Raw genomic sequence first — 20,631 nt, forward strand, 5'->3', positions numbered from 1 at the left:
CCCGCCGGTGCCCTGAGCATGACGGTCCTTCAGCTACTCGCGCTCCACAGCCGATGACGTGACCACGTCCATCCCGCGGACCCGCGGTGACACCGCGCCGACCAACCGGAGACGGTCCACCCTTCCGTGCAACGCCTCGACCGCGCCCGGCAGGCCCAGCCTGGCAGCCTCCTCGGCGGCAAGATTACGCAGCAGCGGACCCACCCCGATCCGACCGAACTGGAACCCGAGTTGGCTGTGATAGCTGCCGGCGGCCGCCACCTTCCCGGCCAGATGATCGCCGATGTCGGCGCCCGCCTCGACACCGTCGGGCACGCCGCGCCACGGTGCCGCAGCTGGTTGGCGGCTGACGTACGGCACGTCCCGCCACCACAGGCCGTCCGGCCTGAGCGCGGCGACCGTCTCGGTGACGATGCGATGGTCGGCGTGGTCACCGAGGGCCTGTGGCGCGAGGACCACGTCGGCGTCCGCCAGGTGTGGACGCAGCGCTGATACGAGGGCCGCCGCCACCCGGTCGTCACCTCGGACACCGGCGAAGAGCGCGGCCGGGTCGGGATAACCGCGGTGTGGCGCCTCAGGCAGTGGCAGGTGCACCGGCTGTGCCCCGAGCACCGCACACGCTGCTTCGTCCTCCGCCCGGCGCAGCGCCATGTAATCGACGTCGGCCGCGATCCCCTTGTCGAGCTGGCAGGCCAGGGCGAACGGTGACAGCGCTGGCACGCTGGCGGTGAAGCAGGTGACCACTCGTACCGTCCAACCCGTCGCGGCCAGCGCCGCGAGGGTGCCGCCGACGGAGAACACCGCGTCGTCCAGGTGCGGGCTGACCGCCACCGCGACCCCGGGACGCTGCGGGACGCGCGAACCCGCGCTCACAGCAGGTGCGGTGCCGCGCGGAAGCGACAGGTCGGGTCGACCGGCGGGTCAGGGATCTCCGGTACGGATGCGGCCAGGCCGTCGTAGACGGCGGTGATCCGGTCAGCGATCACCGGCCAGCTCCACTGCTGCTCGACGTCACTGCGGGCCTGCCCGGCGAGCCGACGGCGCAGCGCAGGGTCGTCGAGCAGGCGACGGACGGCGCCCGCCAGAGCCGCCGGATCACCGGCCGGCACCAGCAGACCGTTCTCCTCCGGGCGCACACAGTCGCGGACGCCGACCACGTCGGTGGAGACGACCGGCAGACCGCTGGCCATCGCCTCCAGGATGGTGTTGGAGAAGCCCTCCGCGTAGGTGGGGCTGACGAAGATCTCCCCCCGCGCGTACACCTCGTGAGCCCGCTCGTAGGGCACCGCGCCGAGCATCTCGACGGTGTCGGCGAGACCCAGCTCGGTGATCCGGGTCTCGACGGCGCTCACGTCGGGGCCGATGCCCGAGAGCAGCAGACGCACCGGCACCGTCTCCGCGCGGAGCTTGGCGACCGCGTCGAGCAGGTCGAGCACGCCCTTCCGCGCGTCGACCCGGCCGTGGTAGAGCAGCACTGCCGGGTCGGAGACCCGACCGGGGGACGTGACCGGCACGAAACGTTCGCTGTCGGTGGCGCCGGGCACGACGGTGAAGCGGGTCGGATCGAGCTCGTGCCGTTGGCTGACCTCGGCGGCGAACGACGGTGACCCGATCAGCAGTGCCGGCGCGTGCGCGAAGACCGCCCGCACCAGGTCACGGTGGGTGGCACAGCAGGTGCCGACCCAGTGCCCGTCGCCGCCCTGCACCGAGACGACGGCGGGTAGCCCGGCCGCCCGTGCCGCACGCAGCACCGCCAGCCCGTTGGGGTACGCGTACTGCGCGTGCAGCACGTCGAAGGGCCGGCGAGCGTGCAGCCGCAGCACCGTGTCGGTCATCTCCGCGACGTCCGCCTCGAAATCCGCCGGCTCACCCCGGCCCACCGCCTGTTCCCCGTGCGCCTCCAGAGCGTGCACCTCGACGCCGGCCGGCACCCGGTCCGACGGTGGTGGGCCGCCGCCGTACACGGCGCGGCCCGCGGGGTCGCCCCGGTACTGGGACACCAGGGTGGGCTCGTGACCGGCGCGGACCAGGTGCCGCAGCAGGTTCTCGGCGTACGCGCTCATCCCGGAGACCGCCGGCCAGTAACGGCGCGACACGAAGCAGATCCTCATCGGACACCGACCTTCAGCTCGGCGGATGTGCGGGGCTGCTGCTCGGCGTGGCGCAGCGCGGCCAGTGCGGCAGGCACCAGGGTGTCGGCCCGATGGGCGTCCCGGGAGAGTTCGAGGCTGACCAGACCGGGATAGCCTGCCTCGGTCAGCGCGCCGAGCACCGCGGGGAAGTCCAGATCGCCCTCGCCGGGGGCGCGGTGCTCGTGCCGGCCGCGGGGCATGTCCTCGATGGCGCAGGCGCCCAGACTGGTCGCGAAGGCACGGACCGCGGCGGCGGGGTCGTACCGGCCGGACACGAGGCAGTGACCGGTGTCCAGGGCCAGCGTGAGGCCGGGGACCTCGGCCGCGAGTCGGGCCCAGTCGTCGCAGTCGTCCACCAGCATTCCCGGCTCCGGCTCGAGGGCGCACGTCATGCTGTGCCGGCCGGCGTACTCGACGACGTCGCGGACGCCGTCGGCGAGCCAGTGCCAACTGCGGTCCCGGTCGGTGCCGGGCTCCGGTACGCCGGCCCAGAACGACACCGCCTCGCTGCCCAGTTCGACCGCGACGTCCACGCAGAGACGGAGGAAGTCACGCCGCCGCGTCCGGTCGTCCTCGGCCGGTGAGACCAGGGTGGGATGGTGCTTGCGCCGCGGGTCGAGCAGGAACCGCGCGCCGGTCTCCACCACGCTGGCGAGGCCGAGCGTGTCGAGACGACGGGCCAGCCGGCGGGTGCGCCCGGAGAGGTCGGGCGCGTACGGGTCGTGGTGGGCCACGTCGAGGGTGAGCGCGACGCCGTCGTAGCCGCAGTCGGCCAGCAGGGTGAGCGCGTCGTCGAGCCGGTGCGAGGTCATCCCGTTGGTGTTGTACGCGTATCGCAGGCTCATGTCCCACTCCGGGCGACGACGTGCCGGCTCGGCTCGCGGTAGAGCGGATAGAGCGGGCCGATCGTCCGGGCGACCAGGCTCAGGTCGAGCCAGGCGTCGTTGCCCAGTCGCTCCCGCCCGGCCGGGTCGAGGACCACCGGCGCGGCACCGCCGTGCGGGGGTGCCCCGAGCCCGACCAGCGGCGAGTCCCTCTCCATCAGGCGCTCGACCCCGCGCGCCGCGATCCGCCCGTACGACATGGTTTCCGCCTCCAGGCCGGGCACGATCACCTTGACCGCCACCGCCCCGTCGCCGGGCGCGACGACGACCAGCACGTCGAACTCGGCGAGCCGGTGCAGCAGGTCGGCCAGCAGTGCGCTCGGGTCGTCGAGGCTTCCCGGCGCGACGGTGGGCAACGTGCTGAAGGGCACGGTGGTGCGCTGGGCCAGCACCACGGGTTCCAGCAGCGCACGCAGTTGCCCGCCGTCGAGGTGCGTCCACTCGCGCATCGCGGTCAACGCTCGGGTCTCCTGTGCTTCGGCCGGGCGGGCGAACTCCCGCCGCCAGTACGCCTCGGGCGTGAACCGCCGCAGCTCTTCCAACGGCCCATGGGAGAAGACCTTGCGGGAGCGGGAGGAGACGTACTCCAGCAGCGCCTTGCGCAGTGCGGTCTCCCGGTCCGGGTGTGCGGCCTCCCCACAGGCGGTGACCGCCAGCGGCGGGGTCTCCGGCTCCCGGTCGATGCCGACGACGTGCACGTCGACCAGCCCGAAGGCGGTGGAGGCGAGCTTCGGGACGACGTCGATGTGGGCGGCCCGCAGCCGGTCCAGGGTGGCTCGGGTCACCGGGTCCCGGACCTCGTCGAGGTCGATCACCACGCCGGCGTCCATGGCCCGGAAGGCGGTGGTGTTGCCGTCGCGTTGCAGCAGTTCCAGGAGGCCGTGCGCGACGGCCCGTTCGACGGTGTCGCCGGCGCCCGACCCGTTGGTGATCACCGTGACGAGCTGCTCGGCCGGGTCCTGCCAGGGCAGGTCCTCGCTCGCGGAACCGCAGAACTCCGCGGGCACCAGCACCGTCTCGCCGGTACGCCACCGCACGGTGGGCAGCCAGGAGCGGGGCTGGTCGTCGTCGACGGTGGTGCCGGCGGGCAGCACCAGGGACCGTGGGTCCACCACGCCACCGGCGCCCATCTCGGTACGAAGCTGCGCGTACGAGGCCCGCCGAGGAACCATGGCCCGTAGCTGTCCGTGCAGCAGCAGGGCCTCCGCCAGCTCGCCGTACGCGCCGGTGCGCGCCTGCTCGGCGGTGGCGCCGTAACCCATGGCGGCGGCCCGGGGCCAGCCGTCGCCGAGGTGGTCGGCGGAGACCACCGGCAGACCGAGCCGGTCCAGCCCGGAGATGTCGAAGTCACCGACCTCGCCGGCTGGCAGGGCGTCGGCGAGCCGGTCGGCGACCGACGTCGCCGAGATGGTGGGGGTACGCGGTTCGGCGGCTCGGGTCACGTCAGCTCCTCGATCGGTATGGGTCCGGCCGTCGGCTGCCCCCGCAGCTGCCGGTCGAACAGGGCGAGCACCTGCCGGCGCGAGACCGGTGCCGCGTACTCGAAGGGTGTGGCCACCGCGTCGAAGTCGAGCGTCTCGACCAGGTCGCGGGCCTGTCTCACCTCGGCGTGGGAGAGCGGGATCTGGGCGTGGAACGCCTTGTGGCAGGAGAGGCCGACCGGTGTCTCGCCGGCCAGCTCCACCTTGATCAGGTCACCGACGAAGAGGATTCCGCGCTGCTCGTCGTGCAGCACGTTGTGGCCGGGGAAGTGGCCGCCACTGCGGTGGATCACCAGGCCGGGTGCGAGCAGATGTCGATCGTCGGTGGGCCAGGTCACCTGGAACGCCTTGGTCCAGGCGAGATCGTCGACACCGATCGCGAGCACCGGCGGGGCGAGTTCGTCCTGAAGCTGCCACAGAGCGCCGTACCCGTGCACGTGGCTGGCCCCGAGCGCGACCAGACCACCGCGGGCGCGCAGGTCGGCGATGGCGTCGGCGGGATACCAGCCGGCCGCCTCCCAACCGACCAGACCGGCGTCGGTCTCGATCACCCAGCCGGTGGTGCCGAGCCCGAGCTGCGGCTCGCACCAGTAACCGGTCACGCCGGGCGCGACCACGGCCGAGCGTGCCTGTCGTCCGACCGCCACCTCGTCGGCGGAGGTGAACTGCCAGCCGTCCTCGGGCAGCGCGTTGCGCACGTCGGTGCAGACCGGGCAGGACGGCGGGGACGCGAACCAGCGTTGCCAGTGACCGCAGTTCGCGCAGGCGTACAGGCGGAGGGGCACGGTCAGCTCCTCTCCGCGGCGGTCTGCAGCAAATCGTGCAGGCGCAGGTCCCGGTCCAGGGGCCAGGGCCAACCGCCTTCGCGTACGGCGGCGGAGAAGGCGCGCGCCTGACCGGTGAACGGGGTTGTGTCGACGTCGAACGGCACCTCGGTGGCGGTGCCGGTTGCGGCGTCGAGACGGGTCAGGATGCCGCCGGCGCTCTGACCCAGGGTGTCCACGGCGACGAGTTGCGCGCCGGTGCCGACCACCTCCAGTCGGCGTCGAGGGAGCGGGTCGGCGGTGTTGAACGACACGTGCGCCTGGACCAACACGCCGCCGCCGGTCACGCCGGCCAACAGCGCACCGTCGTCCACCGGGTAGGGATGCACCCGCCGATGGGTCCGCACGGTCAGCTCGACCAGGTCGTCGCCGAGCAGCACACCGACCAGGTCGACGCCGTGCGGGGCCAGATCCACCAGGGCCCCGCCGCCGGAGCGGGCCGGGTCGATCCGCCAGTTGTCGTGCGGTCGGCCGTCGGGGCTCCACCGCTCGGGCAGCCAACAGCCGTAGACGATCCGGATCGCGGTCACCGTACCCAGGTCACCGGCGGCGACCATCTCGGCGATTCGCTGGTGGGCGGGGTGGAACCGCTGGTCGAAGGCGGCCCCGGCGAGGGCGCCACCGGCCGCGTCGACCAGTCGACGGGCGTCGGGCACGGTCGCCGCCAGGGGCTTCTCACACAGCACCGGCAGCCCTGCCTTGGCCACCGCCGCCACCACGTCGGCGTGGGTGTGGTTGGGGGTCGCGACGTGCACCGCCTCGACCTTCGGGTGGTCGAGCAGCTCGTGCAGGTCGGTCGTGGCCACCCGATCCGGGTCGAGCCCACGGGCGGCGGCCAGGTCCGGGTCGCAGGCGGCGACGAGGCGGTGTCCGGCCGCGCGGATCGCCGGGGCGACGTGGTCACGGGCGACCCAGCCGCAGCCGACCACACCCCACCCGACCGGTTCCATCACTCACCACCGCTCGGGCAGGTCGAGCAGGAGGCGACGTCGCACCGCGTCCGGGCCCGGGTCCGTCGGCCAACGCTCGGGCAGGTACGCGGCGGCCCGGTCGCCGTACTCGGCTGCCCATCGCGGGTCGGGCCAGCGACGGACCCCGTCGGTGTAGAGCGGGTTGGGTCGCAGCGGGCTCGCCGGCGCGGGCCGCAGCAGGGCGGCGTCGGCCGGTGCGTCGCCCGCGTCCCGGGCCAGGCCGACAGCCTCGGTGCCGATCAGCGTGGCGGGGTCGGCCGGAGCGGGCAGCCGCCCGGCCGCCGTCGCCGCTGTCAGCTCTTCCTCGGCGTACGCGTCGGCGCCCGGCAGCAGGGCCGTCCAGCTGTCGGGGGGCAGCGGCAGCCCGGTGGTGCCGGCGGGGTGCTGTGCGTTGTGCAGGTGACCGAGGAGCACCGCCCCGTCGGGCCCGGCGCAGGCGAGCGCGGCAGCAACCACGGCCGCCTTGTCCGGCAGGAAGTAGAGGGCGTCGTGACAGGCCACGTGGCGGGGCGCCGCCGGGGGTGGCAGCGGCCAGGCCGCGGTCAGGTCGGCGCACACCAGCGCCACCGGCGCGTCGGGCGGCAGCACGAACCGGCGGGCCAGCCAGAGCTTGGCGAAGACCACGTCGACGCCGGTCAGATCGCGGTGGCCGTGCAGGACCAAATGTCGCAGCAGGTGACCGGCCCCACAGGCCAGGTCGACCACGGGCCGACCGTTGGGCGGATGTGCGGCGGTGAGCGCCAGGGCCGCCAACCAGCTCGGGTCGGACCAGCGGTGCAGGAAGTAGACCCCGACCCGGCCGAGCCCGAGCAGCTCCACCGCGTCGCGCAGGCTGCTGGCACCCAGCGCCGCGCGGAGGTGGTCCGCCGGCGGGACCGGGCCGTCCCACCAGTCGTCGGAGTCGGCCAGCAGCGTGACCGCGGCCTGGTCCGGTTCACCCGCGTCGAGCGCGGCCACCGCCTGCTCCCGCAGGTCGTCGCGGTCCGGACGCAGCCAGGGAATGGTCTCCACCACCGGCCAACGGCGCACTCCGTCGGTGAGGGTGCACGACGTGTCGGCGTGCAGGGGTGTGCCGTCGGGGCCACACCACCCGGTCGCCGTGGTGGTGGGCACCGCCCGGACGGCGGTCACAGCCCGGCCGCCCGCAGTACGGCCCGCTGGTAGTCCACCACCGGGCCGTCGTGCACGAGCGCCAGGTCCACCAGGGCCTGTTCGACGGTGAACGCGGCGGCGCGGGCGTGATGGTGCACCTGGAGCACCCGGTCCAGCACGTCGGCGCTGTGGAAGGTCCGTCCCAGTGGTGTGTCGGCGTCCACCCGGAACGCCAGCACCGCGCTGACCCGGGCGGCCAGGTGCTCCGGCAGCTCGGCCAACTCCCACTCGGTGAGCCGGTCGGTCATCGGCTCCAGGTACGCGCCGAGCAGCAGTTCACCGGCGAAGCCCGCGTCGGGTAGCCGGGCGTTGTGCAGGTGGTGGGCCAGGCCGAGCAGGAACGCCTGCGCCGGGTCGGCGCCGGTGTCGTCGGCGAGCAGCGCACCGTACACGGCGACGGCCCAGCAGTGCTCGGCGTGGTTCTCGGCTGGCTCGACCACCAGGCGTGGCTGTCCCGCGGCGGTGGCGCCGGCGCGCGGCTGTCGGCGCAGGGCCGTCACGAACGACGGGACCGGCGCGTCGGGCAGGGCTTGGGCAACCAGGTGGGGCAGGGCCGCTCGCAATCGGCGTCCGGTGTCGGGGTGCAGCGAGCCGACAAGTTCGTCGACAGCGCGGGCCAGGACGTTTTCCACCTCGGTGTCCGCCAGTCCGCAGGCGGTGAGGGTGGCCGCGTCCATCCCACCGAGGCGGGCTCCCGCCAGCGCGGCGGCGCACTCACGGTCGGCGACGACCGCCGGGTCGGCCCCGCCGACGATGGCCGCCCACGCTCGGGAGAACGCCCGTTCGGCCACCGAGCCCTCGGCGTGGGCCACCCGGACCCGTTTGAGGTCGCCGATCTGGCGCAGCGTGGGTGTCACGGCGGCCAGTCGGTCGACCGGCGGAGCCGCCAGCGCGGTGGTCATGCCGTCGCGTCCAGCCAGTCCAGCAGTGTCCGCTCCTGCGTGTGCAGCGCGTGTTCGGGGGTCAGGCCGTCCCGGGTCATCGGCGCCTTGAAGAAATAGCCGAGTTGCTCCTGCGCGCCGCTCTCACCGCGGCGGGCGGCCTCCGCCATGAGTCGCGCCAGGTCCAGCACCAGTGGTGCGGCGAGGATCGAGTCCCGGCAGAGGAAGTTCACCTTGAGCTGCATCCGCTGCCCGAGGAAGCCGATCAGGTCGATGTTGTCCCAGGCTTCCTTGGCGTCACCGCGCGGCCGGTAGTAGTCGATCCGGACCACGTGGTCGTCCACGTCGTAGCCGAGGATCTGGTTGAGCACCGAACCCTTGGTGTCCAGCTTGCTGGCCAACGACGACGGGTCGTCGAGGATCTGCCCGTCCCGGTTGCCCAGGATGTTCGTCGAGTACCAGCCCTCCACGGCCAGCGCCCGGGACCGGAACGCCGGAGCGAGCACCGTCTTGATCAGCGTCTGACCGGTCTTGCCGTCCTTGCCGGCGACCGGCACGCCCTCCCGCACGGCCAACTCCAACAGCGCGGGCACGTCGGCGCCCAGACTGGGCGTGAAGTTGACGTAGGGGCAGCCCTCCTGGATCGCCGCGTACGCGTAGAGCAGACCGGGGGTGATGGCGGGATCGTCGGCGTCCAGCCCCGCCTCGAACCCGTCGAGGCTCTGCAGCACCGGCGACGCCGGATCCGGTCGGCCCTCGGTGGAGGCCAGGTTGACCACCACCACCCGCTGGACGTCCTGCGCCGACCTGAACCGGCCCAGGTCGTCGCGCAGGTGCGACACCCGCTCGCGCAGCGGCCCGATCGGCACCACGTTCGCCCCGGTGGCGTTGCGGCAGTACGCCGGGTCCGCCACGGCCGGCCAGGGCTGGATCTGCCCCAGCGGCCCCGCGACAGTGTCCAGGTGGGCTGGCTCCACCACCCGGTGCAGGTGTGCCGCCTTGGCCAGGTCGTCCGGAGCCAGGTCCCAACCCCCGAAGACCATCGACTCGTACGGCACCAGGTCGGTGCGGTGCGCCAGGGGTAGTCCCGACATGTCCGTCATGCCCAACCGCAACAACTCCACCCCAGCTATCGCCGTGGTCGCGACCGCTCCACCCAGTCCGACCACCGCGACCCCGATGCGCTCCCCCGTCATGCTGCCTCCTGATTCGACCCGCACGTCCGACCCGAGCCGCCGCCTACCCGGCCAGGCGCCGATCAGTCATCGGTCTTCGTCGACGCCCCCACGGCGCGCCGATCGGTCAATTTCCCAGGTCAGGGGCCCTGCACTGTGCAAAGAATGCAGTGGATGCGGCGCGTTGCCGGGTCCCGGCGGGGGGGTCTGCTCGTGAAGGTGCTGATCGCGGGTGGGGCAGGATTCATCGGGAGTACCGTCGCGTCCGCCCTGATCGACGCGGGCCACACACCGGTGGTGCTGGACAGCCTGGTCACCGGTCGTCGAGAGTTCTGCCGGGGCCGGTCCTTCCACCTCGGCGACATCGCGGACGCGGACGGGGTGGACCGGCTGCTGACGCGACATCCGGACATCGACGCGGTCGTCCACTGCGCGGCCCTCATCGCGGTGCCGGACTCGGTGGCCCGGCCGGTGGACTACTACCGGGCGAACGTCTCCGCCACCCTGGAGTTCGTCGACCGACTGCTCGCGCACGGCGTACACCGGATGATCTTCAGCTCGTCCGCGGCCATCTACCGGCCGGACGCGGATCTCGGCGTCGACGAGGTGTCGCCGCTGCACGCCACCAGCCCGTACGCGCAGACGAAGCTGGTGGTGGAACGGATGCTGGCCGACATCGCGGCCAGTAGCCCGTTGAGGGTGCTGTCCCTGCGCTACTTCAACCCGATCGGCGCGGACCCGGCGCTGCGCACCGGGCTCCAGGTCGCCACGCCCTCGCACGCTCTGGGCCGGTTGATGCAGGCGCACCAGACCGGTGTGCCGTTCTCGGTGAACGGTCTGGACTGGCCCACCCGCGACGGTTCGGGGCTGCGTGACTACGTCCACGTCTGGGACCTGGCCGACGCCCACCTTCGGGCGTTGGACCGGTTCGACGACATCTTCGCCGTCGGCAATGCTCCGCACACCGCCCTCAACCTGGGCAGTGGCACCGGCACGACGGTGTTGGAACTGGTCGCGGCGTTCAACGCGGTGGTGGACCGTCCGGTTCTGGTGCGCGAGGCACCCCGGCGCCCCGGAGACACCGCCGGCGGTTTCACCCGTAGCCGGCGGGCCTGGGAGGTGCTGGGCTGGAGAGCGCAGCGCGACCTGTCCGCCGGGATCACCGACTCCCTGGCCTGGCACGACCGGCGTGGTCAGGTGCTGGCGGACCTGGCGGCACGCCGTCGGCAACTGGCCGGCTGACCCGACGCGACGGTGTCGTGTGCAACGGTCAAGCCGCCGTGCCCTCGACAGGCAGCCGATCCGTCTGGGCTCCTTCGCGGTCAGGCGCGGCAGGTGCGTCTCGTCTCGCCAGCTCCCGGCGTGAGGTGATGTCGAGCTTGCGGAAGATCTTGCGGAGGTGGTAGTCCACCGTGCTCGGGCTGATGAACAGTTGTGCCGCCACCTCACGGTTGGACGCACCGTTGGACACCAGGCGCGCGATGTCGCGCTCCTGGCCGGTCAGGCAGCAGCTCTGGGCGACGTGGCTGGACGTGTCGTGGTGGGCCAGCGTCTTGCGCAGTTCGCGGCGGGATGCGACGCCCAGCCGGTGGAACACCCCGCGGAGGTGGTGTTTGACGGTATGGGTGCTGATGACCAGGCGCGTCGCGACCTCGACGTTGGTGGAGCCTGCCGCCACCAGCAGGGCGATCTGTTCCTGCCGTGGGGTCAGTACCGCACGGGGAAGGGCTCGGGCGGGCTCGGCTACGGCGCAGTGCATGGTGCTCCTCGGGCGAGGGGTCGGGGTCTCGCCGACCATCCGATCGCACCGCAGTGCACGACGAGTGCAGACTGAGTGCTCGCCCTACCCGCCTACGACGCGCCCCTCATCAGGCTCAGCCGGGCCCGGACATATGCGACCATGGTCCGGTATGTCTCGGCCTCCTCGATGCCGGAGAACTCGACGAGCTCCCGGAAGCCGTTGTCCGCGATCAGGTGCTCGAACTGCTGGCACCCCCGCTCCGCCCGCACCAGGTCGCCCAGATCGAATGCGGCCCGCGCGAGGATCGCCGCGGCGGCGCACCGGGGGCCGTTCGACTCGGAGACGCCTTCCGCCAATCCCCACTCCGACAACTGCACCGCTCGTTCGAGCCGGCCATGTCTCCAGGAGGAGTCCGCGATGAGCTGCGCGTAGTAGATCTTCAGGTGATCGAGGTGCTGCGCCACGGCAATGGCCAGCCCTTCGTCCGCGAACCGCGTGCCAGTGTCGAACCGACCGGACCCCAGGAGCGCTCTTGTGAGTGTCAGCAGCGAGACGGCGAGCAGTTCCTGGTGCCCCGTCTGTCGGGCGAGACCCACCGAGCGTTCGCCGTACGCGTTGGCGGCGTCGTGGTCGCCACGCGACAACGACAGCACGGCGAGGTTTCGCAGGACGTCGGCTTGCCCGGCGAGGTCTCCGGCCCCTTCGAAGATGGACAGGGCCCGACGCAGATGGTCGTCGGCCTGTGGCAGCGGGGCGAAGACCTCACCGACGGTACGGAGAAGTTCGGCCTCCGTCAGCGGCTCGCCGAGCACGCTGACCATGTCGAGGATCGCGAGTACGGTCGGTGTCCGGCCCGCAGGTATGGAGTTGCTGCCCGGCGCCGACGCGGCGAGCACCATGGCCGCCGCGTCGCGCCCCAGGCCATGAGCGAGGGCCAGATCGATCGTCGCCCACAGCGCGGCCCGTTCCCGCGCATACCAGGCGGCAGCCCGTGGCACGCTGTCGAAGGATTCCGGCGTCACACCCGACGGCGGTTCGCTGACGGCACCGACTGGCTGCCGGTGGTGCCTCGCGTACGCGGCGCGGGCCGAGTGCAGGTAATGCGTGATCAGACGCCGCTCGTACTCCGGTCGTTCTGGATCCTCGTCGAGCAGCTCACCGGCGTAGGCCCGCAACAGGTCGTGCAGCACATACCGCTCTGGCTGCGACTCGTCGAGCAGATTCGCGGTCACCAGTTCCATGAGCAGTGCGCGCGCCTGCGCACGACCGACTCCGACGACGCTGGCCGCCGACTCCAGCGAGATCCCCGGGCCCGGATGGACAGCGAGGGCACGAAACACCCGCGCCGTCGCTGGATCCAGGGCCCGGTAGGACCACGAGAACACCGACCGGACATCGTCGGACGAGTCCGCGCTGGACAACGCGTCGAGTCTGGCGGACGGTGCCGAGACGTCGCTGACGGCCGCGCTCAGTGGCAGGGCCGGATTGAGGGCCACGCGGGCCGCGACAATCGCCAGCGCGAGCGGCAGCCCGGCGCAGAGCGTGATGACGTTGTCCAACGCGTCCGGGTTCGCGGTGGCGCGACGGGCGCCGAGACGGTTGATCAGAAGCTGGCGGGACTCGGCCGCGGTCAGCCGGTCGACCTGCAGGTAACGTGCGCCCTCCCGGGTGACCAGGCTCGTCATGCGGTTGCGGCTCGTCACGATGACCAGACAGCCCCGGGAGGCTGGCAGTAGCGGGCGGACCTGATCGGAGTCGCGGGCGTTGTCCAGCAGGATCAGGAGGCGTCGACCAAAGAGGCGACTGCGGTAACGAGCGGCCTGCGCGTCGACGGTCTCCTGCGGTGACGAGACCGCCGGCTCGCCCAGTGACGCGAGCAACGTGGCGAGCGCCTCCTCCGATGACATCGCGCGTCCGTCCGGATCGAGACCCCTCAGGTTCAGGAACAACTGGCCATCGGGGAACTCGCTGACGATCTGGTGGGCCCAGTGCACGGCGAGCGCGGTCTTGCCGATGCCACCCATGCCGCCGAGCACCGTGATCACGATGGTCGCGTCGCTGAATGCGTCGGACAGTTGATCGTCGAGCACCGCGGCCACGTCGTTTCGGCGGACGAAGCCCGCGACCTGCGGCGGCAGCTGCGCGGGCCGCGGAGCCTCCGGCGGGCGCAGTTCCTCCTGCAGCGTCCAGCCGCTGGCGAGCAGTTCCCGATACGCCTCCCGCAGTTCCGGGCCCGGGTCCACCCCCAGGTCCTCGGCGAGACGTTGACGCGTCCGCTCGAAGACCCGCACCCCTTCCGCCCGGTGACCGGTGGCCACGTACGCGCGCATCAGGCACGCCTGTAGCGCCTCGTCCAGCGGCACCGCGGCGGCCACGCTCAGAAGTGGGGTCAACACGGTGTCGGCCATGCCGTGGTCGAGCGCCGCCTCGCTGGCCGCGAGCGCCACCGCGACGCGCTCCCGTTCGATGGCGACGAACTCCGGCGACCTCCGCGCACCGGCCGGGAGGTCGGTGAACGCAGGGCTGCGGCCAAGTTCCAGAGCGGTCAGATACGCCCGTACGCCGGCCACGACATCCCCGCCGTCGAGCGCCTCGCGGGCCCGCCGCACCAACTCGCGGTACATGGCCAGATCGGAGGCCTCGGTCGCAAGGACCAGCCGGTAGCCCGTACCGGCCGGCAGGAGGTAGCGACCGGTTTCGCGGACGTCCAGGTCCGGTTCCAGAATCCGCCGGAGGTTGCCGACGTGCCGGTGGATCTGGTTGGCGGCGCTGGCCGGCGGTTGGTCGTCCCACAGGCTGTCGATGATGTTGTCGAGGCTGACCGCATCACCCCCGGCGGCGAGGAGTTTGGCCAGGATGATCCGCTGGCGCACCGGCCCGAGATCGACGTCCGAGCCGTCCCGCCGGCAGCCGAGACCGCCGAAGACCTTGAACTCGCAGTGGGACTGAGGCGCGTCCGGGGGCCTGCGGTCGGGCGTCGTCACGATTGACATCCTAGAGATTAAAGGGCAGCGATTTCGCTTTTCGCCCCAGCCTGCGGTGTGCCCCCGGTCCCCCACATCGCCCACTTCTCGTTGTCCGTCGAGTCGGTTGCCGAAAACGGGGACTACGTGGTTCGGGTGATTCGCGAAACGGTGCCAGATACGTACCTTCGGCAAGGTTCCAGCGCGGAACGCAAGCCCAAGGAGTGCGAATGCCCCATGTCACCGTTGGCTCAGAGGGAGCCAACCCGATCGAGATCTATTACGAGGATCACGGCACCGGTACGCCAGTGGTACTCAGTCACGGCTATCCGCTGAGCGGGCAGGCCTGGGAGAAGCAGGTCTCCGCACTGCTCGCAGCCGGGTACCGCGTCATCACGTACGACCGGCGGGGTTGGGGCAGTTCCAGCCAGCCCGCCGGTGGATACGACTACGACACGTTCGCCGACGACGTGAACGTGCTGCTCACGACACTCGACGTACGCGACGCCATCCTCGTGGGTCACTCGATGGGAACCGGCGACGTTGCCCGGTACCTGGGTCGGCACGGCACCGAGCGGGTCGCGAAAGCCGTCCTGATGTCGCCGATCCCGCCGTTCCTCCTGAAGACGGACGACAACCCCGAAGGCGCACCGCAGTCGTTGTTCGACGGGTTCATCCAGGCTGCGCGGGCGGACCGGAACGCGTGGCTCAAGCAGTTCCTGGAGAACTTCTACAACCTCGACGTCTACGGCGGCTCGCTGGTCAGCGACGAGGCGTTCCAGGCAAGCCTGGACGTGGCCCTGGCCGGGGCTCCCCTCGCCGCAGTGGCCTGTATCCCGACCTGGCTCACCGACTTTCGTGACGACCTGTCCAAGATTGACGTGCCGGTCCTCGTGATTCAGGGCGACCAGGACCGGGTCCTACCCATCGGGGTGACCGGCCAGCGGCTGTCCGCCTTCATCGGGGATTCGCGGTTTCTCGTCATCGAGGGCGGGCCGCACGCCATTGCCTGGACCCACAGCGATCAGGTCAACGCCGCCCTGCTCGACTTTCTGCAGAAGTAAGTGAAAGGAAACACGGTGAAATTGTCTTTCCGGCGGCGCCTCATTTCGGTAGGCGTGGTTATCGGTGCCCTCACCCTGGGTGGTGCCGGCATCGGCACCGCGCAGGCCTCGACGGCCCAGCATTCGCGCCCCGCACCGGTCAAACCGACCGTCGTGCTCGTGCACGGCGCGTGGGCGGACGGGTCCAGCTGGGACAAGGTGGCGGCCAAGCTCCAGCACGACGGCTACCGGGTGGTCACGCCGCCGAACCAGCTGACGGGCGTGGAGAAGGACGCCGCGAGTCTTCGCGCGTACCTGGACACCATCACCGGACCGATCGTCCTCGTCGGGCACTCGTACGGCGGCATGGTCATCACCAACGCCGCTCTGGGCGACGAGCAGGTCAAGGCCCTGGTGTACGTCGACGCGTACATCCCGGACCAGCACGACACCGTGCTGTCGCTGACCTCGGCCGTGCCGGGCTCGGTCTTCGCGGCCGAAACGTCCACCGTCTTCGACCAGGTCGCCATCCCCGGTGACGACCCGCACAACGTCAACCTCTACGTGAAGCCGTCGGTCTTCGGCAAGGCGTTCGCCGACAAGAGCATTCCCGCCAAGGACGTGGCGGTGCTGGCCGCCCGGCAGCGTCCGCTGTCCTTCAACGCCCTGGTCGAGGAGTCCGGCGAGCCGGCCTGGGGCACCATCCCCTCGTGGTCGGTGGTCGGCAAGCAGGACGCCGTCATCCCTGCCGCTCAGCAGGTCGCCATGTCCAAGCGGGCCAAGGCACACATCGTCGAGATCAACGCCCCCCACCTGTCCATGGTCACTGACGCGGGTGCGGTCACCAACCAGATCGAGGCCGCTGCCAAGGCGACCGACTGACACGACAGCAGGCCGTGGCATCGCTCCTCGCGATGCCACGGCCGGCCTTTCTTGCCGTACGGCCACAGCTGCTGCCGGGGTCGCTGGAGCGTCAGGCTGTCGTCCGGGCCGCCTCCAGGATGACCTCGGTGACCTCACCGGGATTCGAGATCAGGCCCAGGTGACCGGCGTCGATCCGGGTGATGTCGGCCCCCGCGCGCTTCATCATCTCTTCCTGGCGGGCCGGCGGGATGACCCGGTCCTCGGTGCCGATCACGGCCCAGACCGGGATCGTCTTCCACGCCGGCTCCGTGGCCGGCTCCCCCAGGGCGTTCGTGGCCAGGGCGCTCTGGGACACGGCGAGCACCTCCGCCTGCCGCCGAGGCAGACCGTTGGCGAAGCCGTTGATGAAGATCTTCGGCAGGACGTACGCGTCGACCGCACCTTCCGGAGCACCCGGGAATGGCACGAGCTTGAAGACGCTCGTGGGGTCGGTCAGGGCCGGCTCAAGCACCGAGCCGGAGCCGGCGGTGAGCTCTTCCACGGTCTCCCCCTTGTCCGGGGCGAAGGCGTCGACGAACACGAGTGCCTTGACGTTGCTGTTGCCGGTCGCGGCGTCGCTCACCACGAAGCCGCCGTACGAGTGGGCCGCGAGCACGATGGGACCTTCGATGGTGGACAGGAAGTCCTTCAGGTAGCCGCTGTCGATCGACGGCCCCCGGTTGGGCTGCGGCGCAACCTGGACCTCGAAACCGCGTGCCTGGAGTCTGCGAACCTCCCCACTCCAGCTCGATCCGTCAGCCCAGGCGCCATGTACCAGGACGATTGTTGGCTTGGTGCGATGCCCCTCGTCCGGGGTTGGTCGCGCACCGCCGTCCGCGTACACGCTTGGGGCGGCTGAGCCGAGCACCGTCACCAGCGTTGCGGCGACGAGCATTGCGGCGATGGTCTTCGGCCGACGTAGCGAGATACCGAGCATGTCTCTTCCCCCTCGTTGGTCAGTAATTTCCGAACGCGGGCGGATGCGCCTGACTGCCAACGCGGCCCCGACGAAGCCGCAACCGGTCGGAAGCACCGCGGAGCGGCGCGTGCACCGACAGTGGCCGGGCTTCGAGGCCGCCACGACGTGCAGGATCGCCCGAACCTCACCGTACTGACGGACAGCGGCAATCCAGGACAGAAGCGGAGAATCGCTCAGGTTTCATCTTGCTGGAGGACAAGCCGCCAAACGGGCTGCGCCGTGCCAGCAGGTGCGCCCGACCCCAGCCAGGGATCTCCCCGGCAGGCGGTCGGGACGGGGATCTCCCCGGCAGGCGGTCAGGAGGTGCAGAACGACGCCGGCTCGGTCAGGCCGAGGTCCCCGCAGTCCCATCCGGTGCCCTGCTCCTGGAATCGCCAGCCCGTGCCGGCCGTGTAATGGAACAGGTAGATGACGCCGCCGGCGTCCGGACGCTGCACGTCGGCCGCCGCCCAGGTCTCGACGCACTCCACTTCGCGGGAAGCGAAAGACCAGCCCGCCGGCAGCTCGACCAGGGTCCCGAGGGTCTGCGTCGACGGACAGGTGAGACTCTGGTTCTTGACACTGGTGGGCGTGGACGCAGGTGGCGTCGGAGGGTCGGGCCGGTGGCGGGCGGCGACGGCGAGCGTACCGCCGGTGGTGACCACCACCGCCACGGCCGCGGCACCGGTGATGAGCGCCGTCCGCCGTTGTGACTGCCGCGACCTACGCAGGGCGCGCTCGTACATGTCCGCGGTGCCGCCGTGCTCGCTCAGATCGGACATGGCCTGACGCAGCGGCCCGAGGTTGTCGGTCATCAGGCCTCCTCCATCACGGCCGAGAGCAGCTCGGGCGCTATCTCCCGCATACGGGCCAATGCCTTGCTGGTCTGACTCTTGATCGTGCCGACCGAACACTGCAGAAGATCCGCGGCCTCGGCTTCGCTGCGGTCCTCGAAGAACCGCACCACCAGCACGGCCCGTTGCCGCTGGGTGAGTTGGGCGAGAGCCTGGTGCAGGGCAAGCTTGAGATCGGTACGGCGAGCATGGTCACTGCCGGGTTGAGCCACGTCGGCCAGCTCCCCGGGCAGGGACTCGGCTACCTTGCGGCGCCGCCACCAGCTCACATGCTGGTGGTACATGGCCGTGCGGGTGTACGCCTCGAAGTGCCCGGGATCATCCAGCCGGCGCCGGCCCCGGTGGGTACGGGCCAGCGCATCCTGCACCAGGTCCTCGGCGAGGTGCCGGTCACCGGTCAGCAGGAACGCCGTCCGTAGCAACGCAGGCGAACGGGTCCGGACGAACTCACAGAAAAGATCGTCTATGGCGTCCGCCATGCCCCGCTCGTCCTTCCACGTGCCGCAAAGTCTTCTGGGCAGCGGCGGCGTCGGTGCGACCCGTCGACTGTGGCGCACCATAGCCCGTGTGCGTCACCGCAGGCGACCGCGGTCACCCCGGTCAGGAGATGCAGAACGGCGCCGGTTCGATGAGGCCGAGGTCCTTGCAGTCATACCCGCTGCCCTCGCCGTAGTACTTCCAACCCGCGCCGGCCGTGAAGTGGAACAGGTAGACGCCGTCACCGGCAGTCGGGCCCTGCGGATCGGCCGCCGCCCAGTCCTTGACGCACTGGACACTGCCGAAGGTCCAGCCCTTCGGCAGCTCGACCAGCGCCTGAAGAGCCTTCACCGAGGGGCACTCGGGGCTGGTCGCCGCCGAGGCCGGCGCCGCGGGCGAGGCAATGACGACGCCATCGGCCGCAGCAGCCGACGTCGGAGCAGACGCGGTTGGGCTCGGACCAGACGCCGCCGTGGACCCACAGGCGGACAGTCCGAGAAGGACGGTGGCGAGGGACAGCGGCAGGAGAGGACGTGCAGGCATTTCCGGGCCCCTAGGGATCGTGGCGATCGTCGCTTACATCCGGGTACATGCGATCCACCGCCCGGAGGTTGCCGTCGACCAAAAGATTTTCGAACTCTTTCGGTGATCCCGCTCGGGCCGACTTCCTGACGTGATCCGGTGGGCGAGGTCCAGCGCGTCGGCGCGGATGCTGCCCGCCCGAGGGTTCAGCCCGTCTTGCGCATGTGCGGACGCGGTCGGCGCGGTCAGTGGTCTTCGACGTAGTAGGAATGCACGGCGGGTTGTCCGGTGTAGTTGGCGCCAGCGCGGTCGTCGGCGCCGAGGTAGCGGTACGGGAGGCGGGCGTCACGGCGGCCGGTGCAGCTGATCCGGCGGCGGCGGGAGTCGTAGGTGAACCCGGCGGCGCGGAGTCGGGCGGTGAGGCGCTGCCCCGCGGGTCGCCCGTCAAGAAAGCGAATGCTGGACAGGTCCAGGTCGGCCACAAGCCGGCCGGTGGGAGTCAGCCAGCCAGCCGCACGGATCAGGACGGCGAGCTTGTCGCCGACGTAGTGCAGTCCGTGCAGACAGGTGATCAGATCGAACGTCCGCTTTGGTGTCCACGTGGCCACGGAGGCGCAAACCAGCTTCAGGTTCGGCGGTGGTGCCGGTACGGGATCAAAGGCGTCAACCAGGTCCACCCCGACGAGGACTGTCCGCTCGGTCAACCCGGCCAGGCGCAGCTCCCCCGCAGCTTGGATCAGCGCTCGACCAGTGCCACAGCACAGATCCAACCAGCCAGCGGCGGCCAGGGGCTCGGCCCGGCCGGCGCCAACAGCGTCGGCGGCAAGAACGTCAAGAGGGTTGAACCCCAGCTCCCGGGTGTAGCTGTTGACCCCGGACAGTTGCTGCTCGCGGTTCATGGCGCAGTTCGCCACCACCGCGGACTGCTCCAAGGCGTCACTGCCCAGCAACTCGAAACTGGCGCGTTGGTCGAACACACCACCATTCTCCCAGGACCAGCTTTCAGGGCGAACCCTCGCCGATACGGCTGCGAAGCAGGATGATGCCGTGCGTGCCCACCGTGGATCTGCTGCGAGCCGGAGTGACCACGCCGCGGCTTGACCCGACGGCGTGTGCCACGTGGCTGGCCTCGGTGTACGGGAGCATCAGAGGAACCGGTGGTGCGGTCACCACGTCGGCCGAGGAACCAACAGTCGGCCGGAACTACTACCGCATCGCCGTGCGACTCACTGACGGCACGCCGTTGTACGTCCTTCTCAACTCTGCGGCCGCCCTGGTCGCCGCGGCTCGACAGCGAGATCCTCATCTACCCACTCTGTTGTTCGCCGACGTCCCCGGCGGGGAGATCTATCGCCGAGCGGGGTTGCGGGTCGCCACCGCAGCCGAGCTGGAACAACCGATCGAGGATCGATTCCTCCGGCTGCTGACCGACGAAGAACGCCGGGATGTCACCTACTACCGTCCGGCTCGGCTCGGTGACCTGCTGTTTAACTGGTTCGACTGACCTGCCCGCCAACACCTGTCCCCATCAGCGGCCCTTCGAGTGCGCCGGTCTGGCTGCGCAGCTCTGCCGCAAGGTCGTACGAATCGGGCCCGCGGTCACCGCCGCCGCTTCGCCGTGCCCGTCCGTGCGCTCCTGTCACCGGTACGGTGTGCCGGTGCAGACCCTG

The 20,631-nt window shown here is 71.0% G+C and carries 20 protein-coding genes; 4 read left to right on the forward strand and 16 right to left on the reverse strand.

The features are described from left to right. Window positions 1–33: 33 nt before the first annotated feature. From LADH09A_RS06200 to LADH09A_RS06240, 9 genes are read right to left on the reverse strand one after another with little or no spacing between them, the layout of a single operon-like run. The gene (locus LADH09A_RS06200) at window positions 34–873 is read right to left on the reverse strand and encodes a PIG-L deacetylase family protein (RefSeq protein ID WP_238643831.1); all 840 of its coding nucleotides are present in this window, start codon (window positions 871–873) and stop codon (window positions 34–36) included. After that, the gene (locus tag LADH09A_RS06205) at window positions 870–2,111 is read right to left on the reverse strand and encodes a glycosyltransferase family 4 protein (RefSeq protein ID WP_238643833.1); all 1,242 of its coding nucleotides are present in this window, start codon (window positions 2,109–2,111) and stop codon (window positions 870–872) included. The genes LADH09A_RS06200 and LADH09A_RS06205 overlap by 4 nt, the downstream gene beginning before the upstream one ends. Next, a complete protein-coding gene (locus LADH09A_RS06210; RefSeq protein ID WP_238643834.1) occupies window positions 2,108–2,977 on the reverse strand; it encodes a sugar phosphate isomerase/epimerase family protein in 870 nt (289 codons plus the stop codon). The genes LADH09A_RS06205 and LADH09A_RS06210 overlap by 4 nt, the downstream gene beginning before the upstream one ends. Beyond that, window positions 2,974–4,458 carry a YcaO-like family protein gene (locus LADH09A_RS06215; RefSeq protein WP_238643836.1) on the reverse strand — a complete coding sequence of 495 codons (1,485 nt, stop codon included), beginning with the start codon at window positions 4,456–4,458 and terminating at the stop codon, window positions 2,974–2,976. Before LADH09A_RS06215 ends, LADH09A_RS06210 begins: the two co-directional genes overlap by 4 nt. Then, a complete protein-coding gene (locus LADH09A_RS06220) occupies window positions 4,455–5,282 on the reverse strand; it encodes an MBL fold metallo-hydrolase (protein ID WP_238643838.1) in 828 nt (275 codons plus the stop codon). Before LADH09A_RS06220 ends, LADH09A_RS06215 begins: the two co-directional genes overlap by 4 nt. 2 nt (window positions 5,283–5,284) lie before the next feature. Beyond that, entirely contained in the window at window positions 5,285–6,271 is a 987-nt protein-coding gene (locus LADH09A_RS06225) for a Gfo/Idh/MocA family protein (RefSeq protein ID WP_238643840.1), read from the reverse strand. A gap of 3 nt (window positions 6,272–6,274) precedes the next feature. Then, complete coding sequence (locus LADH09A_RS06230) at window positions 6,275–7,423, reverse strand: class I SAM-dependent methyltransferase (RefSeq protein WP_238643841.1); 1,149 nt, start codon at window positions 7,421–7,423, stop codon at window positions 6,275–6,277. Beyond that, the gene (locus tag LADH09A_RS06235; protein WP_238643842.1) at window positions 7,420–8,346 is read right to left on the reverse strand and encodes an HD domain-containing protein; all 927 of its coding nucleotides are present in this window, start codon (window positions 8,344–8,346) and stop codon (window positions 7,420–7,422) included. The genes LADH09A_RS06230 and LADH09A_RS06235 overlap by 4 nt, the downstream gene beginning before the upstream one ends. After that, window positions 8,343–9,521 (reverse strand): inositol-3-phosphate synthase, encoded by a 1,179-nt coding sequence (locus LADH09A_RS06240; RefSeq protein ID WP_238643843.1) that lies wholly within the window; start codon window positions 9,519–9,521, stop codon window positions 8,343–8,345. Before LADH09A_RS06240 ends, LADH09A_RS06235 begins: the two co-directional genes overlap by 4 nt. Window positions 9,522–9,674: 153 nt before the next feature. Here LADH09A_RS06240 and galE point away from each other — a divergent pair, with 153 nt between their 5' ends. After that, the gene (galE, locus tag LADH09A_RS06245; RefSeq protein ID WP_238643844.1) at window positions 9,675–10,742 is read left to right on the forward strand and encodes a UDP-glucose 4-epimerase GalE; all 1,068 of its coding nucleotides are present in this window, start codon (window positions 9,675–9,677) and stop codon (window positions 10,740–10,742) included. A 28-nt stretch (window positions 10,743–10,770) separates the two neighbouring features. Here the strand turns inward: galE and LADH09A_RS06250 are convergent, their stop codons facing one another. Further along, window positions 10,771–11,298, reverse strand: a complete 528-nt coding sequence (locus LADH09A_RS06250) for a response regulator transcription factor (protein ID WP_238643846.1) — start codon at window positions 11,296–11,298, stop codon at window positions 10,771–10,773. Between the two features lie 53 nt (window positions 11,299–11,351). Further along, entirely contained in the window at window positions 11,352–14,399 is a 3,048-nt protein-coding gene (locus LADH09A_RS06255; protein WP_238643848.1) for an AfsR/SARP family transcriptional regulator, read from the reverse strand. A 35-nt stretch (window positions 14,400–14,434) separates the two neighbouring features. Here LADH09A_RS06255 and LADH09A_RS06260 point away from each other — a divergent pair, with 35 nt between their 5' ends. Then, window positions 14,435–15,268: an alpha/beta fold hydrolase gene (locus tag LADH09A_RS06260; RefSeq protein ID WP_238643849.1), complete on the forward strand. Its 834-nt coding sequence runs from the start codon at window positions 14,435–14,437 to the stop codon at window positions 15,266–15,268. A 54-nt stretch (window positions 15,269–15,322) separates the two neighbouring features. Beyond that, a complete protein-coding gene (locus LADH09A_RS06265) occupies window positions 15,323–16,129 on the forward strand; it encodes an alpha/beta fold hydrolase (protein ID WP_238643851.1) in 807 nt (268 codons plus the stop codon). A 91-nt stretch (window positions 16,130–16,220) separates the two neighbouring features. Here the strand turns inward: LADH09A_RS06265 and LADH09A_RS06270 are convergent, their stop codons facing one another. The 5 genes from LADH09A_RS06270 to LADH09A_RS06290 form a co-directional block, all read right to left on the reverse strand. Continuing rightward, window positions 16,221–17,087: an alpha/beta fold hydrolase gene (locus LADH09A_RS06270; protein ID WP_238643852.1), complete on the reverse strand. Its 867-nt coding sequence runs from the start codon at window positions 17,085–17,087 to the stop codon at window positions 16,221–16,223. A 338-nt stretch (window positions 17,088–17,425) separates the two neighbouring features. Continuing rightward, window positions 17,426–17,923, reverse strand: a complete 498-nt coding sequence (locus LADH09A_RS06275; protein WP_238643853.1) for a hypothetical protein — start codon at window positions 17,921–17,923, stop codon at window positions 17,426–17,428. Beyond that, complete coding sequence (locus LADH09A_RS06280) at window positions 17,923–18,441, reverse strand: SigE family RNA polymerase sigma factor (RefSeq protein WP_238643854.1); 519 nt, start codon at window positions 18,439–18,441, stop codon at window positions 17,923–17,925. Before LADH09A_RS06280 ends, LADH09A_RS06275 begins: the two co-directional genes overlap by 1 nt. Before the next feature lie 121 nt (window positions 18,442–18,562). Beyond that, a complete protein-coding gene (locus LADH09A_RS06285; RefSeq protein ID WP_238643856.1) occupies window positions 18,563–18,790 on the reverse strand; it encodes a hypothetical protein in 228 nt (75 codons plus the stop codon). 416 nt (window positions 18,791–19,206) lie between these two features. Further along, window positions 19,207–19,938 (reverse strand): class I SAM-dependent methyltransferase, encoded by a 732-nt coding sequence (locus tag LADH09A_RS06290; RefSeq protein ID WP_238643857.1) that lies wholly within the window; start codon window positions 19,936–19,938, stop codon window positions 19,207–19,209. Between the two features lie 74 nt (window positions 19,939–20,012). Here LADH09A_RS06290 and LADH09A_RS06295 point away from each other — a divergent pair, with 74 nt between their 5' ends. After that, window positions 20,013–20,465: a hypothetical protein gene (locus LADH09A_RS06295; protein ID WP_238643858.1), complete on the forward strand. Its 453-nt coding sequence runs from the start codon at window positions 20,013–20,015 to the stop codon at window positions 20,463–20,465. Window positions 20,466–20,631: the final 166 nt, after the last annotated feature.

It is taken from the genome of Micromonospora cabrerizensis (assembly GCF_022230955.1).
Classification (GTDB): domain Bacteria; phylum Actinomycetota; class Actinomycetes; order Mycobacteriales; family Micromonosporaceae; genus Micromonospora; species Micromonospora cabrerizensis.

Bases quoted from the DNA above. Each gene is read 5' to 3' on its own strand.
- LADH09A_RS06205 (WP_238643833.1), bottom strand. From the start codon at position 2,111: ATGAGGATCTGCTTCGTGTCGCGCCGTTACTGGCCGGCGGTCTCCGGG.
- LADH09A_RS06210 (WP_238643834.1), bottom strand. From the start codon at position 2,977: ATGAGCCTGCGATACGCGTACAACACCAACGGGATGACCTCGCACCGG.
- LADH09A_RS06225 (WP_238643840.1), bottom strand. From the start codon at position 6,271: ATGGAACCGGTCGGGTGGGGTGTGGTCGGCTGCGGCTGGGTCGCCCGT.
- LADH09A_RS06235 (WP_238643842.1), bottom strand. From the start codon at position 8,346: ATGACCACCGCGCTGGCGGCTCCGCCGGTCGACCGACTGGCCGCCGTG.
- LADH09A_RS06240 (WP_238643843.1), bottom strand. From the start codon at position 9,521: ATGACGGGGGAGCGCATCGGGGTCGCGGTGGTCGGACTGGGTGGAGCG.
- galE (WP_238643844.1), top strand. From the start codon at position 9,675: ATGCGGCGCGTTGCCGGGTCCCGGCGGGGGGGTCTGCTCGTGAAGGTG.
- LADH09A_RS06250 (WP_238643846.1), bottom strand. From the start codon at position 11,298: ATGGTCGGCGAGACCCCGACCCCTCGCCCGAGGAGCACCATGCACTGC.
- LADH09A_RS06260 (WP_238643849.1), top strand. From the start codon at position 14,435: ATGCCCCATGTCACCGTTGGCTCAGAGGGAGCCAACCCGATCGAGATC.
- LADH09A_RS06270 (WP_238643852.1), bottom strand. From the start codon at position 17,087: ATGCTCGGTATCTCGCTACGTCGGCCGAAGACCATCGCCGCAATGCTC.
- LADH09A_RS06275 (WP_238643853.1), bottom strand. From the start codon at position 17,923: ATGACCGACAACCTCGGGCCGCTGCGTCAGGCCATGTCCGATCTGAGC.
- LADH09A_RS06280 (WP_238643854.1), bottom strand. From the start codon at position 18,441: ATGGCGGACGCCATAGACGATCTTTTCTGTGAGTTCGTCCGGACCCGT.